The sequence below is a fragment of the Micromonospora hortensis genome (assembly GCF_022230935.1).
Classification (GTDB): domain Bacteria; phylum Actinomycetota; class Actinomycetes; order Mycobacteriales; family Micromonosporaceae; genus Micromonospora; species Micromonospora hortensis.
Genome location: NZ_JAKKFE010000014.1, coordinates 58,897 through 73,427, shown reverse-complemented (window position 1 = coordinate 73,427; position 14,531 = coordinate 58,897). Strand labels below are relative to the sequence as shown.

At 72.2% G+C, this 14,531-nt stretch carries 12 protein-coding genes; 7 read left to right on the top strand and 5 right to left on the bottom strand.

Going from position 1 to position 14,531, the window contains the following annotated elements; translation table 11 throughout:
- Positions 1-74: 74 nt before the first annotated feature.
- Together NIE111_RS11880 and NIE111_RS11875 are read right to left on the bottom strand one after the other, a co-directional pair.
- On the bottom strand, positions 75-1,742 hold the full coding sequence (locus NIE111_RS11880; protein WP_238684463.1) for a phospho-sugar mutase: 1,668 nt from the start codon (positions 1,740-1,742) through the stop codon (positions 75-77).
- Between the two features lie 49 nt (positions 1,743-1,791).
- Entirely contained in the window at positions 1,792-3,891 is a 2,100-nt protein-coding gene (locus NIE111_RS11875; RefSeq protein WP_238684462.1) for a serine/threonine-protein kinase, read from the bottom strand.
- 206 nt (positions 3,892-4,097) lie between these two features.
- Here NIE111_RS11875 and NIE111_RS11870 point away from each other — a divergent pair, with 206 nt between their 5' ends.
- Both NIE111_RS11870 and NIE111_RS11865 read left to right on the top strand, forming a co-directional pair.
- The gene (locus tag NIE111_RS11870; protein WP_238684461.1) at positions 4,098-5,681 is read left to right on the top strand and encodes an acyl-CoA mutase large subunit family protein; all 1,584 of its coding nucleotides are present in this window, start codon (positions 4,098-4,100) and stop codon (positions 5,679-5,681) included.
- A 456-nt stretch (positions 5,682-6,137) separates the two neighbouring features.
- Positions 6,138-7,397: an amidohydrolase gene (locus NIE111_RS11865; protein ID WP_238684460.1), complete on the top strand. Its 1,260-nt coding sequence runs from the start codon at positions 6,138-6,140 to the stop codon at positions 7,395-7,397.
- On the opposite strand, the gene NIE111_RS11860 is transcribed toward NIE111_RS11865, so the two are convergent.
- Entirely contained in the window at positions 7,354-8,316 is a 963-nt protein-coding gene (locus NIE111_RS11860; RefSeq protein WP_238684459.1) for a DUF4349 domain-containing protein, read from the bottom strand. The two genes, NIE111_RS11865 and NIE111_RS11860, sit on opposite strands and share 44 nt — an antisense overlap.
- Before the next feature lie 93 nt (positions 8,317-8,409).
- Here NIE111_RS11860 and NIE111_RS11855 point away from each other — a divergent pair, with 93 nt between their 5' ends.
- From NIE111_RS11855 to NIE111_RS32235, 4 genes are all read left to right on the top strand, one after another.
- The gene (locus tag NIE111_RS11855; protein ID WP_238684458.1) at positions 8,410-9,042 is read left to right on the top strand and encodes an MBL fold metallo-hydrolase; all 633 of its coding nucleotides are present in this window, start codon (positions 8,410-8,412) and stop codon (positions 9,040-9,042) included.
- A 4-nt stretch (positions 9,043-9,046) separates the two neighbouring features.
- Positions 9,047-10,030 carry a hypothetical protein gene (locus NIE111_RS11850; RefSeq protein ID WP_238684457.1) on the top strand — a complete coding sequence of 328 codons (984 nt, stop codon included), beginning with the start codon at positions 9,047-9,049 and terminating at the stop codon, positions 10,028-10,030.
- A 104-nt stretch (positions 10,031-10,134) separates the two neighbouring features.
- A complete protein-coding gene (locus tag NIE111_RS11845) occupies positions 10,135-10,869 on the top strand; it encodes an SCO6745 family protein (RefSeq protein ID WP_238684456.1) in 735 nt (244 codons plus the stop codon).
- A gap of 62 nt (positions 10,870-10,931) precedes the next feature.
- Positions 10,932-11,891, top strand: a complete 960-nt coding sequence (locus tag NIE111_RS32235; protein ID WP_238684455.1) for a GNAT family N-acetyltransferase — start codon at positions 10,932-10,934, stop codon at positions 11,889-11,891.
- A 75-nt stretch (positions 11,892-11,966) separates the two neighbouring features.
- Here the strand turns inward: NIE111_RS32235 and NIE111_RS11835 are convergent, their stop codons facing one another.
- A complete protein-coding gene (locus NIE111_RS11835) occupies positions 11,967-12,422 on the bottom strand; it encodes a gamma-glutamylcyclotransferase family protein (protein ID WP_112588201.1) in 456 nt (151 codons plus the stop codon).
- 106 nt (positions 12,423-12,528) lie between these two features.
- Here NIE111_RS11835 and NIE111_RS11830 point away from each other — a divergent pair, with 106 nt between their 5' ends.
- Positions 12,529-13,932 (top strand): NAD(P)H-quinone dehydrogenase, encoded by a 1,404-nt coding sequence (locus NIE111_RS11830; RefSeq protein WP_091394456.1) that lies wholly within the window; start codon positions 12,529-12,531, stop codon positions 13,930-13,932.
- Here NIE111_RS11830 and NIE111_RS11825 read toward each other — a convergent pair.
- Entirely contained in the window at positions 13,910-14,530 is a 621-nt protein-coding gene (locus NIE111_RS11825) for a DUF998 domain-containing protein (RefSeq protein WP_238684454.1), read from the bottom strand. The two genes, NIE111_RS11830 and NIE111_RS11825, sit on opposite strands and share 23 nt — an antisense overlap.
- Between the last annotated feature and the right edge of the window lies 1 nt (position 14,531).

The window sequence follows — 14,531 nt, the reverse complement described above, 5'->3', positions numbered from 1 at the left end:
CGGCTGACAGTGGGATGGCGCTTCCGCGGGTGCAGAGCAAAGGGCGGACCTGTTGTGGCTGGGTGCTGCGGGGTTCAGATGCCAAGGGCGGCGCTGACCTCAGCGCGGAGCGCGACCACTGCCGACGCCGCCCTGCTGCGGGCCGTCTGGACGTCACCGTCGACTACCGGTTCCACCACCTCGAGGTACGCCTTGAGCTTCGGCTCGGTCCCGGACGGGCGGATCACCACCCGGGCCACAGCGGTCCGGAGGATCACCACGTCCGACTGGGGCAGCAGGTCCCGGACGCTGTCCACCGGCTGCCCGAGCAGTGTGGCCGGGGTGGCCGCCCGGATCCGGGCCATCGCGTCGGCGATGACCCGCAGGTCGTCCACCCGGGCGGAGAGCTGGTCGGTGTGGTGTACGCCGAACTCGGCGGCCAGCTCGTCCAGCCGGTCGGTCAGCGTACGACCCTGCGTCTTCAGGCCGGCGGCCAACTCCGCCACCGTCAGCGCGGCGGTGATGCCGTCCTTGTCCCGGACGTGTTCCGGGGCGACGCAGTAGCCGAGCGCCTCCTCGTAGCCGAAGACCAGCGGCGCGCTCCCGCCGCCGGCCCGCACGATCCACTTGAACCCGGTCAACGTCTCGTCGTAGGGCAGGCCCCGGGCCGCGCACATCGCCCGTAGCAGTGACGACGACACGATCGTGGTGGCGTAGAGCCCGGTCACCCCCCGGCGCATCAGGTGATCGGCGAGCAGGACGCCCACCTCGTCGCCCCGCAGCATCCGCCAGCCGTCGCGGTCGTCCCGGACGACCACCGCGCAACGGTCGGCGTCCGGGTCGTTGGCGATGGCGAGGTCCGCGCCGGTGGAGTCGGCCAGGGCGATGAGCCGATCCACAGCACCCGGTTCCTCCGGGTTGGGGAATGACACGGTGGGGAACGCCGGGTCCGGTTCGGCCTGGTCGGGCACCACCCCGGGGGTCGGAAAGCCCGCGCGGGCGAAGGCGGCGGTGAGCACCGCCGCGCCCACCCCGTGCAGCGGTGTGTACGCCACAGTCAGGTCCCGCGGCCCGTCCGGGTCGATCACCGCGGTGGCCCGTTCGACGTACGAGGCGACCAGGTCGTCGCCGAGCACCAGACCGGGCTCGCCCAACGGCACCTGGGCCAGCGGCCCGACCGATCGGATGGCGGCCTCGATACCGGCGTCGGCGGGTGGCACGATCTGCGCGCCGGCGCCCAACTCGCCGCCCAACTCCGCGCCGAGGTAGACCTTGTAGCCGTTGTCCTGCGGCGGGTTGTGGCTGGCCGTGACCATCACTCCGGCGACACCGCCGAGGTTCCGCACGGCGTACGCCAGCACCGGGGTGGGCAGCGGGCTGGGCAGCAGCAGCGCCGGGCGGCCAGCGCCGGTGGCCACCTGGGCGGTGCGCTCGGCGAACTGGCGGGAGCCGTGGCGGGCGTCGTACCCGATCACCAACGGGCCGGTGCCACCCTGGGCCGCGAGCCAGGTGACCAGGCCGGCAGCGGCCCGGGTGACCACGGCGAGGTTCATGCCGTTCGGGCCGGCGCGCAGCGGGCCGCGTAGGCCCGCCGTGCCGAAGGTCAGCGGGCCGGCGAACCGGTCGGCCAGCTCCGGGGCGCTCGCCGGGAGGCCATCGAGCACCGCCGTCAGCTCGTCCCGGCTGGCCGGGTCGGGGTCGTCGGCCAGCCAGCGCCGGGCTTGCTCGCGAATGTCGTCGATGTCAGTGGTGTCCGCCGCCATGCCCCTTTGATAGCACGGCGGCGGATCGCCCCTGTGGGTTCCCTCCGGCTCAGCCGTTCCCGGTGAGCTGGAACGTCCGTGCCATCTCGTCGAAGATCGGCTTGCTCTCCGCGAACTTGGCGTCCGTGGCGGTGAGGTAGAACGAGTACGCCTTGCCGTCCTGCGCGACGCCCCGCCAGACGCCGTGCCGCATCGCGTCACCAGCGCCGCAGGTGTACTCGAATTCGGCTGCCGGCTTGCTGGCCAGTTCGGTCTCGGTGGAGGAGACCTGGTTGTACGGCTTGACGCAGGAGGTGCTCCGGGTCTTGAGCCCGTTCTCGGCCGTCTCGGCCCACCGGACGGAGCTGCTGCTCCACTTCTCGGTGATGATGCGGACCTTGCGGCCGCTGTCCGCCGGGTCGATGTAGTCGGTGTACGAGCCGCCGGTGGCCTTCTTCCAGCCCTTCGGCACCATGACCTGGATCCCGCGGGCCGCGTGCTCCTGCATCTCGACGGTGGGGGCCGCCGGGGCGGACGTGGTGGGCTGCGCGGCAGGGGTGCTCGGCGGGGCGTCGTCGCCGCCGGAGAGCGCCACAGCGGTGATCAGCAGCACGACGACCAACCCGCCGGCCGCGGCGAGCTGCACCTTGCGCGGCCAGCCCTTGACAGTGGTGACGAGCTGACCACCGGTGGCCCGGACCTTGTCCAGCGCGCTGCCGCCCGAGGCGGCGGGCGCGGTGGCCCAGGGCTGGCCGGTGCCCGGCACCGACCACTGGTTGCCGCCGCCGTAGGTGCCGCCGACGCGCTGGGTGGCCTCCGGTGCGCCGCCGTACCCGACCTGCTGGGTGGCATCGGCCGGGCTGCCGTAGCTGACCCGCTGGGTGGCGTCGGGGTGTCCGCCGGCGTCCACCCGCTGGGTGGCGTCGGGGTGCCCGCCGACATCCACCCGCTGGGTGGCGTCCGCGTTGCCGCCGTAGGTGCGCCCGGCCGCGGGTCGTCCGGGACTCGGCATCGCGCCGGTCGGCGTGTGCAGCGGACCGGCCAACGCGTCGGCGCTGGTCTCGTCGAGCCCACCGGTGGTGCCGGCCGGGCGAGCTGCCTGCGGGCGCTCGCCCCGGCGCAGCGAGGCCAGCCGGTCGGTCAGGGACTCACCCGGGGCCAGCATCGCCGGGCCACCGATCTGGCTGTCCGGCTTCGGCTCCGGCGGGGGCGGCGGGAGGACGGGGATGGGGCGCTGCTGCACCGGCACCACTGCGTACGGGTCGGTGACCGAGTGCACAGCCGTCGCCGTGCTGCCCAGCGGGCCGGCGAGCAGCTCGCGCAGCATGGCCCGGGAGGTGTGCACGTCGAGTCGGCGCGCCGGGTCCTTCTCGAGCAGACCCATCAGCACCCGGGTCAGCGGGCCGCTGCGCTGCGGTGGGGCGGGCGGGTCCTCCACCACGGCGTGCATGGTCTCGATCGGGTCGCCCTTGTCGAACGGGGGCCGCCCCTCGACGGCGGTGTAGAGCGTCACACCCAGCGAGAAGAGGTCACTGGGCGGGCCGAACTCCTGGCCCATGGCCCGCTCGGGCGAGATGAAGTGCGGCGAGCCGAGCACCATGCCGGGGGTGGTGAGCTGCACGTCGGTGGGCATCCGGGCGACCCCGAAGTCGGTCAGCACGCAGCGCCCGTCGGTGCAGATCAGCACGTTTGCGGGTTTGACGTCGCGGTGCAGCACGCCGATCGCGTGCGCGACCTCCAACGCGCCGAGCAGCGCGATGCCGATCTTGGCGACGGCGCGGGGCGCGACCGGCCCGTCCTCGATCACCATGTCGGCGAGGCTGCGGGCGTCCAGCAGCTCCATCACGATCCACGGCCTGCCGGCCTCGGTGACCACGTCGTACACCTGCACCACAGCGGGGTGCTGGATGGCGGCGGCGGCGCGGGCCTCGCGCAGGGTGCGTTCGTACATCGCGTCGCGGTCGCTGGGGGCCAGCCCCGGGGGCAGGACGACCTCCTTCACCGCCACGTCGCGGCGCAGCAGGGTGTCTGTGGCGCGCCACACCGTGCCCATGCCGCCGTTGCCCACCGAGGACCGCAGCGAGTACCGGCCACCAATGGTGGTGCCGGGCGCCGCTCGTCCGTTGGCGGGACTAACTGGTCCGCCGCTCCACGTCGGGATCTGAGTCACAGAAAAGCCACCGGGGGAAATCGAGGGGGGCTGGGACACAACCCCCCTATCTTGCTGGTTCCGACGCCCGATGCGAAAGCCGACGCGGCGGACGTTTATCGAAGTCGACAGAACGTGCGCTGTCGTTCACCTGGTGTCGACGGGTCGGGACGCACTGTGCGGTATCCCTCACCCGACCACGTGGCCAGGCGTCCTACCATCCGGGGATGAACCAACGGCGGTCAAGTGAGTCCGGTTTCCCGATCAACGGCGTCTACACGGAGGCCGACCTTCCGGAGGACCTGGACTCCCGGCTCGGCAGCCCGGGCGAGTTCCCGTACACCCGGGGTGTCTACCCCACCATGTACACCTCCCGCCCGTGGACCATGCGCCAGTACGCCGGCTTCGGCACCGCCACCGAGTCCAACGCGCGGTACCACCAGTTGTTGCGGGCCGGCACGATGGGCCTCTCGGTCGCGTTCGACCTGCCGACGCAGATGGGCTACGACTCGGACGAGCCGATCGCGCACGGCGAGGTCGGCAAGGTGGGTGTCGCGATCGACTCCATCGAGGACATGCGGCTGCTGTTCGCCGACATCCCACTGGACAAGGTGTCCACCTCGATGACCATCAACGCGCCCGGCTCGGTGCTGCTGCTGCTCTACCAACTCGTCGCCGAGGAGAACGGGGTGCCGGGCACGGCGCTCAACGGCACCATCCAGAACGACATCCTCAAGGAGTACATCGCCCGGGGGACGTACATCTTCCCGCCGAAGCCGTCGCTGCGCCTGGTGGCCGACACGTTCGCGTACTGCCGCAGCGAGGTGCCGAAGTGGAACACCATCTCGATTTCCGGCTACCACATGGCGGAGGCCGGCGCGACGCCCGCGCAGGAGATCGCGTTCACGCTGGCCAACGGGGTGGAGTACGTACGGGCGGCGCTGGCCGCCGGGCTCGCCGTCGACGACTTCGCGCCCCGGCTGTCGTTCTTCTTCGTGGCCCGCACCACGCTGCTGGAGGAGGTGGCGAAGTTCCGCGCCGCCCGGCGGATCTGGGCCCGGCTGATGCGGGACGACTTCGGCGCCAAGGATCCGAAGTCGATGATGCTGCGGTTCCACACCCAGACCGCTGGCGTGCAGCTCACCGCCCAGCAGCCGGAGGTGAACCTGGTTCGGGTGGCGGTGCAGGGTCTGGCTGCGGTGCTCGGTGGCACCCAGTCGCTGCACACCAACAGCTTCGACGAGGCGATCGCGCTGCCCACCGAGAAGGCGGCCCGGCTCGCGCTGCGTACCCAGCAGGTGCTGGCCTACGAGACGGACCTGACCGCCACCGTCGACCCGTTCGCCGGGTCGTACGTGGTGGAGGCGATGACCGCCGAGATCGAGGCCGCCGCCGTCGAGTTGATGGAGCGGGTGGCCGACCACGGCTCGGCGGTGGACGCGATCGAGGCCGGGTTCCAGAAGCGGGAGATCGAGCAGTCCGCGTACCGGATCGCCCAGGAGATCGACTCGGGGGAACGGGTGGTGGTCGGGCTCAACAGGTTCACCGTGGACGAGGAGGAGCCGTACGAGCCGCTGCGGGTCGACCCGACGATCGAGGCGGCCCAGGCCGACCGGCTGGCCCGGCTGCGCGCCGAGCGGGACGCCGACGCGGTGGCACGGGCGCTCGCCGATCTTCGGGCTGCCGCCGAGGGTACGGAGAACGTGTTGTACCCGATGAAGGAGGCGCTGCGGGCCCGGGCGACGGTGGGTGAGGTCTGTGGGACGTTGCGTGAGGTGTGGGGGTTGTACCGACCCACCGACCGATTCTGAGCGCCCGGCCGCCGCTGCGGCCTCGGGACGCGGTGTGTCCGGCACTCTCAGCGGGTATCCGGTCGGTTGAGCCGGGACGCACACCGTGTGCGCCCACGGTGGGTGGGTGCATGTGAGCGTCCTTATCCGGCTCGTTGCCGTGTGTGGTCGGCTAATTGTCGGAGTGTCAGTTCATCACCCCGACTAATGCGACAATTTGGCAACGGGTCTCCGACTGGCGCGGGGATTCGTGACCGCCGCGATCGGTTACGCGTTGTAGGAGGTGAGGGGCTGATGACGGCGTTTGACCGTGATCTACCTGCTGTCCCCCGCCTTGACGAGCGCCCCCAGCAGGGCATACGTGACTCTGTGCGGTCCGATCATTACCGTAACGAGGTTGCGCAGCGTCACCGTCGGAGGTCTAGGCTGTCTGCTGTCCCCGATGATCCATCCATTCCTAGTGATCGAGAATTCGACGTGACGAGTGCGTTGACGCTGCCCACAAATGGCCAGCTGGCGTCGTCCTGGCCGGAGACGCCACCGGGATCCCAGCCCCTGCCCCGCGAGCTGGACCACCTTCTCGCGCTCCGGGTACCGGGGCTGATCGCTACGCGCCGTCACCTCCACTCGCACCCGGAGCTGTCCGGCAACGAGTTCGAGACGGCCGCGCTGATCGCCCGGGAGCTGTCGCTGGCCGGGCTGAATCCGCGCCTGCTGCCCAAGGGCAACGGCGTGATCTGCGACGTCAACGGCAGGCCGGACGGGCCGGTCGTGGCACTGCGCGCCGACATCGACGCCCTGCCGCTGGACGACCCGAAGGACGTCCCGTACCGGTCGACGGTCGAGGGCGTCTGCCACGCCTGCGGGCACGACGTGCACACCTCGGTCCTGCTCGGCGTCGGCATGCTGCTGGCCCAACTCGCCGACCTCGGCGAGCTGGACGGTCGGGTCCGGCTCATCTTCCAGCCGGCCGAGGAGATCCTGCCCTGCGGTTCGCTGGAGGTCATCGAGGCCGGCGGCCTGGACGACGTGGTGCAGATCTTCGCGCTGCACTGCGACCCGAACCTGCAGGTGGGCCAGGTCGGCCTGCGGGTCGGCCCGATCACCGCGGCCGCCGACAACGTGACGGTCCGACTCTCCGGCCCGGGCGGGCACACCGCCCGCCCGCACCTGACCGTCGACATGGTCGACGCGCTCGGTCGGCTGATCACCGAGGTGCCGGCCCTGGTCAGTCGCCGGGTGCCGGCCAACAGCGGCCTGCTGCTGGTCTTCGGCCACGCCTCGGCCGGCACCCGCTACAACGTCATCCCGTCCGAGGCGAGCGCGTCCGGCACCCTCCGGGTGATGGACCGCGACACCTGGGAGCAAGCTCCCAAGATCGTCGCTCAGGTGGTGCGGGACGTGATCGCGCCGACCGGTGCCACTGTCGACCTGGAATACCTGCGCGGCCGGCCGCCGGTGTGCAACGACTCCCACGCCATCCAGGTGCTGACCGCAGCCACCGCCGCCGCCCTCGGCCCGGACGGGATCGCCGAGACACCGCAGAGCATGGGCGGCGAGGACTTCTCCTGGTACCTGGAGTACGTCCCCGGCGCCCTCGCCCGGCTCGGCGTGGGTCGCTCCGGCCCCAACGTCGACCTGCACCGGGCGAGCTTCGACGTGGACGAGCGGTCCATCGCGGTCGGTGTCCGCGTCATGGTGCAGACCGCGTTGCGGGCACTGGCGGCGGCGCGCTGACCGGCGCGACCAGAGCCGGGGACTTACGCCGTCGGCGCAGCGCCACCAGCAGCGCCACCAGCGGTACGCCCAGCGCCACCAGCCAGGGCAACAACGCACCCAGCACCGTGAGCAGGACGGTCATCGAGACGAGGAACGCCTTCCAGCCGCCCCTGAGCCCGACCAGGAAGCCGGTCTCGGCCTCGTCCTCGGTGTCCTTCGCCGCCGGCCCGGCCAGCGACACGGTGATCGTGGAGAGGGCGGTCAGGTCGGCCAGGCGCCGCTTCTTGGCCTCCAGCGAGGCCAGATCGGCCTCCCGGCGACCCAACTCGTTCTCCAGCGACACCAGATCGGTGATCGAGGTGGCTCGGGACAGCAACCGGCGGGCGCTCTCCACCCGGGCCCGCTGACTGGTGATCCGGGCCTCCAGGTCGACGGTCTCCTCGGTGACGTCCTGGGTGTCGATCTGCCGGCTCTGCTGCCGACCGAGCTTCGCGATCTCCTCCACCACGCCGGTGAACTTCGCCGCCGGCACCCGCAGCTCCAACTCCGCCACCGCGTCGGCGTCGGCACTGCGCCGCTGGTCGCCGCCGACGAAGCCGCCGGCCTGGGTGGCCACGGCGGTGGCCTCGCGGGCAGCGGAGTCCACATCGTCCACCTGCACCCGCATCCTTCCGGTGTAGATGATCGCCCGCTGGTCGACCCGCAGGTCCGGTGCACCCGCGCCGGCCCCCTGCGGCGCACCAGCGGCGGCGTCCCGGCCCGCCTCGCCGCCGTTGGCCGCTGGCGCCTCGGCCGCCGTGCCCGCGCTGTCCCGCGCCCCGCTGTCGCCAGCGCCGCACCCCGTCAGCGCCAGAGCCGCCGCCAGTGTCGTGGCCGCCAGCAGCGCACCGCGGCGTCGTCCCACCTGTCCGTCCATCCCCGCTCCCATCGTCGTCAACCGGTGTGGCGATAGCTCGGACGCGACGCACACACCGGCTGGTTCCGGCAGACTGCGCTGAGGACGTCACGATTCGATAATCGAGGAGTCACGATGCGGCTCACCAAGTACGCCCACTCCTGCCTTCGGGTGGAACACGACGGGGGAGTGCTCGTCGTCGACCCCGGGGTGTTCGGCGACGCCGCGGCGGCGCTGGACGGTGCGGACGCGGTGCTGATCACCCACGAACACCCCGACCACCTCGATCTGGCCGCGGTGCGCCTGCAACTCGACCGACAGCCGTTCCCGATCCATGGGCCCGCCTCGCTCGGCGAGTCCCTGGGCGACGCTGCCGACGTGCTGCGCCCGGTCAGCGTCGGTGAGTCGTTCACCGCCGCCGGGGTCGCGGTGCGCGCGTACGGGGGGCGGCACGCTGTGATCCACCCCGACATCCCGGTGATCGACAACCTCGGTTACCTGATCAACGACGTTGTCTACCACCCGGGCGACTCCCTGGTGGTGCCCGACGAGACACCCGTCGACACGCTCTTCGCGCCGATCCACGCGCCATGGTCGAAGTTCTCCGAGGTGGTCGACTTCATCCGCGCTGTCGCACCGCGGCGCGCGTACGCCCTGCACGACGCGTTGCTCAACGACAACGGGCTGGGCGTGCTCGACCGGCAGTACACAGCGCTGTCCGGCACCGAATACCAGCGACTGGAGCCCGGTAGCCGGGTGGACGTCTGACCCGATGCCCGGCCTCTCCGCGGAGCTGGTGCAGCAGCTCTACCGCACCCCACCGGACCGGTTCGTGGCCGCCCGGGACGCCGCCGTGGCCGAGGCCCGCCGGGCCGGCGACCCGACCACCGCCCGGCAACTGGCCCGGCTGCGTCGCCCGACGGTGGCCGCCTGGTTGGTGAACCTGCTCTCCATCCGACGCCCGGAGCTGGTCGCCGATCTGGTGCAGCTCGCCGACGCCCTGCGAGTCGCCCAGCGGGAGTTGCGCGGGCCCCGACTGCGGGAGCTGTCCGCACAGCGCCGGGCGGTGGTCGGCGCCCTGGTCGCCGAGGTTCGCAAGCTCGCCGCGGCCGAGCCGGACGCGCCACCGGCGAGCCGGCTGCCCCTGGCCGAGGTGGAGGCGACGCTGAACGCGGCGTTCTCCGACGCCGAGGTCGCCGAGCAGGTGCGGGCGGGCCGCCTCCTGCGGGCGGCCAGCTACGCCGGCTTCGGTGAGGTGCCCCGGCCGCAACTGCGGCTGGTCACCGACGATGACGAGGAGCGCGAGGAGGAGCGCCCGGCCCGCCGACCCGGCCCTCAACGGGGCCGTCCCGAGGCGGCACCCCGTCCGGACCGGGCGGCCGAGCGTGCCGAGCAGGCCGAGCGGGCCGCACAGCGGGCGGCCCGAGCCGAGCGGGCCCGCCAGCGCCGCGCCCTGGACCGGGAGTTGGCGAAGGCCCAGGCCGACCAGGAGCGGGCCGAGACCGAGCTGACCGAGGCGACCGGGCAGGAGCGCGACGGTGCGGCAGTGCTCGATCGTCTTGAGGCCGAGTTGGCCGAGCTGGAGCGGCGGCGCGCGGTCGCCGAGCAGGACCTCAGCCGGGCCAAGCTCGCCCGGCGTGCCGCCGAGCGTGCGGTCACAGTGGCCCGGCGGCGCGCCGGCGAGGTCGAGGCGGCGGTCGAGGCACTGGCGGCCGAAGAGGGGAATGCGGACGCGGGCGGTGGCGCGGCAGACTGACCATCGATGGACGACGACGAGTGTGCGGACCGTACACGGCGAGTGGCCCCGGGTCGGGTCGTGGTCGTGGTCGCCCGGTCGGGTTGCCCGAGCGAGGCGGCGCGGTGACTCCGGAGCAGGTCGCGGCCGCCAGTAAGCCCGTCGTGCTCGACCTGGGCGACGCCTTCAGCCGGGACCCGACCACGTTGCGCCGGGCCCGACTGCTCGGCATCTCCGGCTGGGCCTTCTACATCAGCGGCCGGGCCGGCGCGCTCGGCGGTGTGCGGGCCGAGACGGCAGCGGCCGCCCTCGGGTTCATCGCCCCGGACGCGGTCGCCGACGGCTGGGACGCCGCCGCCCGAGTCGTTCCGCCGTTCGAGGTGGCCGCCGCGAGTCTCGCCGAATGCTGCCGGTGGGGGGCGGAGCAGCTCGGCCCTCTGCCCGGCACCGAACGCCTGTCGGCGCTCGTCGAGCGGGCCGTGGTGGCGGCGGAGGCCAGTGGGATGCCGCTCTTCGCCGCGTGGCGGGCCATGCCGCTTCCGGATCTCTCGCCCGGGGCGCGCAGCGCCGCCGGGCTGCGGCTGCTCCGGGAACACTTCACCGGCGCCTACCTGCTGGCGGTACGCGCCGCGGGGATGACCCCGTTGGAGGCCGTGCTGGCCGGGCCGGAGGGCGAGGCCGGCGCGGTGGCCTGTGGCTGGCCGCCGCCGTACCCGCCGATCGGGCCGCTGGTACGCCGCCGACTCTGGGCGGAGGCGGTGACCAACCGGCTGACCGCGCCGGCGTTCACCGCCCTCGGGCCCGCCGACGGCGCGGAGCTGGTGGAGTTGCTGCACCGCACCCGGGTCGACCTCGGCTGAGCTTCCCGTCGGCCGGAAAAATGGGCGGCGCCGGAGCGGGTCGGCTGCCAGGATGTCCTGCCGTGACCCTTCCCGCTGGTTGGACGACGCGCCGACCCACCCTCGACGACGTGCCGGCGATCCTCGCGGTGGTGCACGCCGCCGACACCTTCGCCATCGGCCATCCCGACTTCGACGCCGAGGACGTCGCGGCGTCGCTGACCGCCCCCCACTTCGACCCGAGCCGGGATTCCTGGCTGGCCATCGACCCGGACGACACTGTGGTCGCCTGGGCGACGGTGGACAACCCGACAGGTGTGGGCCGGGAGTTCGTGGAGGTCTACGTCGATCCGGTACGGGCCGCCGCCGTCCGCGCGCCGTTGCTACTCCGCCAACTGGACCGGGTCGCCGAGCGCGCCGCCGAGCGGGGGCTGCCGTCGCTCACCGTCCGTTGCGCGGTCTTCGCGCCGGAACGCGACTGGGAACGAACCCTGCGCGAGGTCGGGTTCACCCTCGTCAAGAGATACGTCCGGATGAGCGGGCCGCTGGACGACCTGCCCGACGAGCCGGCCGGTCCATCGGCAGTGACGGTGCGGCCGGTCCGCCCGGACGACGAGGCCGACCTGCGGGAGTTCCACCGGATCACCGATACCGCCTTCGCCGACACCGCCGATCACGAGCCGCTGTCGTACGAGCGGTGGCGGGCCCGGATCGGTGACCTGACCGCCTGGGACGAGTGGTTCGTCGCCGAGGTGGACGGGGTGCCGGTCGGCGCGTTGCGGTCCTCGGACCAGGCGGTCGACCAGCAGCAGGGCTGGGTGAAGAGTTTGTCGGTGCTGCCCGCGTACCGGCGCAGGGGTGTGGGTGCGGCGCTGCTGCGCAGCGCCTTCGCCCGCTACGCCGAGAAGGGGCGGCGGTCGGTCGGCCTCGGCGTCGACCTCACCAACCCGACCGCCCCGCTGTCGCTGTACGAGTCGGTGGGCCTGCGGGAGACCGTGTGGGCCGACATGTACGAGCTTTCCGTTCCGGCGGCCGGTGTGTGATTGACGACCCCGGTCCGGCCCGCCCGGCGCTCCGCTCGACTGCGGTAGCACACTGGAGGGGTGCGATACGCGCTGCTACGCCGAGGCGGTGCCGGTGGGGCGGGCCCGCAGCTCGGTGACGTAGTCGTCCGGGGCGCCCGCCTTCTCGGCGGCGTTCGCGATCTCCGACAGGTACCACGAGGTCGGCAGGCCACCCTCGTACCCGTTGAAGACGTAGATCCAGGCGGTCACGTCGCCGTCGAGGGTGGAGACCCGCACGTGCAGCTTGCGGTACGTGCCGGCGGTCACCCCCTCGATCTCGTCGAGCTGGCCGGCGTCGTACGGGTGGATGTCGTAGAGCGCCACGAAGACCCGGTCACCGGGGGACTCGACAAGGGTGCTCACCGCACCCTCCCAGCCGATCACGTCCGCCCCGGCGAAGGTCAGCCGCCAGCCCTCCAGCCAGCCGGTGCCCACCATCGGCGAATGCGGACAGTAGGCGCGCATCCGGGCAGGGTCGAGATTTGAGCCGTAGGCGGCGTGATGACGCACGGCGATGACGATAGCCCGGCCGACGGGTGGGGGAGAATACGACAGTGCGTGTCGAATGCGCTCGGGAGAAGAAAGTCACTGTGAGCATCAACGAAGGGCGAACGCTGTGAGCCGGATCGTGATCATCGGCGGGGGGCCGGCCGGGTACGAGGCGGCACTGGTCGCCGCCCAGCTGGACGCCGATGTCACAGTGGTGGAGGCCGACGGCGCGGGCGGTGCCTGCGTGCTCTCCGACTGCGTACCGTCGAAGACCTTCATCGCCAGCTCGCAGGTGGTCACCGGCTATCGGGACACCGAGGAGTTCGGGGTGCACTCGGACGGCCTGGAGGCGGTCACCGTCGACGCGAGGGCGGTGCACGGGCGGGTCAAGCGGCTGGCCCTGGCGCAGTCCGCTGACATCCACGCCAAACTGCTGAAGGCGGGAGTCACCTTCGTGGCCGGCACCGCCCGGCTCGGCGAGGACTCCCTCGGGCACACCCACCGGGTCGTCGTCACCCCCGCCGACGGCGGCGAGGAGTACTCGATCGATGCGTCCACCGTGCTGGTGGCCACCGGCTCGACGCCCCGCCAGCTGCCCACCGCCGTACCGGACGGTGAGCGCATCCTGACCTGGCGACAGGTGTACGACCTGCCGGAGCTGCCCGAGCACCTGATCGTGGTCGGGTCCGGCGTGACCGGCGCGGAGTTCGCCAGCGCGTACCTGGCGATGGGGGTCGAGGTGACACTGGTCTCCAGCCGGGACCGGGTGATGCCGCACGAGGACGCCGACGCCGCCTCCGCCATCGAGCGGGTGTTCCGCAACCGGGGCATGGAGATCCTCAACAACTCCCGGGCCGACGCGGTCCGGCGTACCGCCGACGGCGTCGAGGTGGAGCTCTCCGACGGCCGCAAGGTGACCGGCTCGCACGCGCTGATCACCGTCGGCTCGATCCCGAACACCGCCAACCTCGGTCTGACCGAGTACGGGGTGGAGCTGGGCCGGGGCGGCTACCTGACTGTCGACCGGGCCTCCCGGACCAACGTGCCCGGCATCTACGCCGCCGGCGACTGCACGGGTGTGCTGCTGCTGGCCAGCGTCGCCGCCATGCAGGGCCGGATCGCCATGTGGCACGCGCTCGGCGAGGCGGTCCGACCGCTGCGGCTGCGTACGGTCGCGGCGAACGTCTTCACCGACCCGGAGCTGGCCACCGTTGGTGTCTCGCAGGACGAGGTCGACGCGGGCAAGGTGCCGGCCCGGCAGGTGATGCTGCCGCTGTCCGGCAACGCGCGGGCCAAGATGGACGATCTCTCCGACGGTTTCGTGAAGTTGTTCTGCCGTCCCGCCAGCGGTCAGGTGATCGGCGGTGTGGTGGTCGCTCCGAAGGCCAGCGAGCTGATCCTGCCCATCACCATGGCGGTGGAGAACAACCTCACTGTCAACGAGCTGGCCCAGACCATCACCATCTACCCCTCGCTGTCCGGCTCGATCACCGAGGCGGCCCGCCAGCTCATGCTGCACGAGCTGGAGTGACCTGCCGGGCCTGGAGCAGCGCCACGGTGGCCAGGACGGCCACCTCGGTGAGGATCAGGAGGCGTTCGGCCAGTCCGATGAGCATCCGGTCGCCGGGGTAGGCGGACCAGATCATCGCCGCAGCCAGGGCCAGGCTCAGCAGGACCAGGGCGCGTAGGGTCCGGGCGGCTGGCGTCAGGTCAGGTCGGCGGGCGAGCAGCCAACCGGCCGCCGGCAACGCCAGGAAGGCGATCACCGACGCGTACCGGTGCAGGTACGCGGCGGTGGTCATGGCGGTGCCCGGCTCGTTCGTCGGCACCACGGCGGCCAGCAGCAGCCCACCCACCCATGCGCCGAGCAGCAGCTCGGCCGTACGACCGGCGCGCGGTTGGCGTGGGCTGGCGCGGCGCAGTCCGTACAGCAGCGCCACTGTGGCGAGCGCGAGCACCACCATGGCGATGTCGATGACGCCGCCGCGGTCGGAGACCGCGAAGTCGCTGATGGTCAACGCCCACGGGTTGAGGTCGTCGTTGACTTCGAGGTGGCCGATCACGGTGAGCAGCGCAGCCAGGGCGATCCCGCCCAGGGCCAGCAGGCCGGTACTCCGGGTAACAGGCATG

What these genes read in the sequence shown, in the direction of transcription:
- NIE111_RS11880 (WP_238684463.1), bottom strand. Translation starts at nt 1,742, where the DNA reads ATGGCGGCGGACACCACTGACATCGACGACATTCGCGAGCAAGCCCGG.
- NIE111_RS11870 (WP_238684461.1), top strand. Translation starts at nt 4,098, where the DNA reads ATGAACCAACGGCGGTCAAGTGAGTCCGGTTTCCCGATCAACGGCGTC.
- NIE111_RS11855 (WP_238684458.1), top strand. Translation starts at nt 8,410, where the DNA reads ATGCGGCTCACCAAGTACGCCCACTCCTGCCTTCGGGTGGAACACGAC.
- NIE111_RS11850 (WP_238684457.1), top strand. Translation starts at nt 9,047, where the DNA reads ATGCCCGGCCTCTCCGCGGAGCTGGTGCAGCAGCTCTACCGCACCCCA.
- NIE111_RS11825 (WP_238684454.1), bottom strand. Translation starts at nt 14,530, where the DNA reads ATGCCTGTTACCCGGAGTACCGGCCTGCTGGCCCTGGGCGGGATCGCC.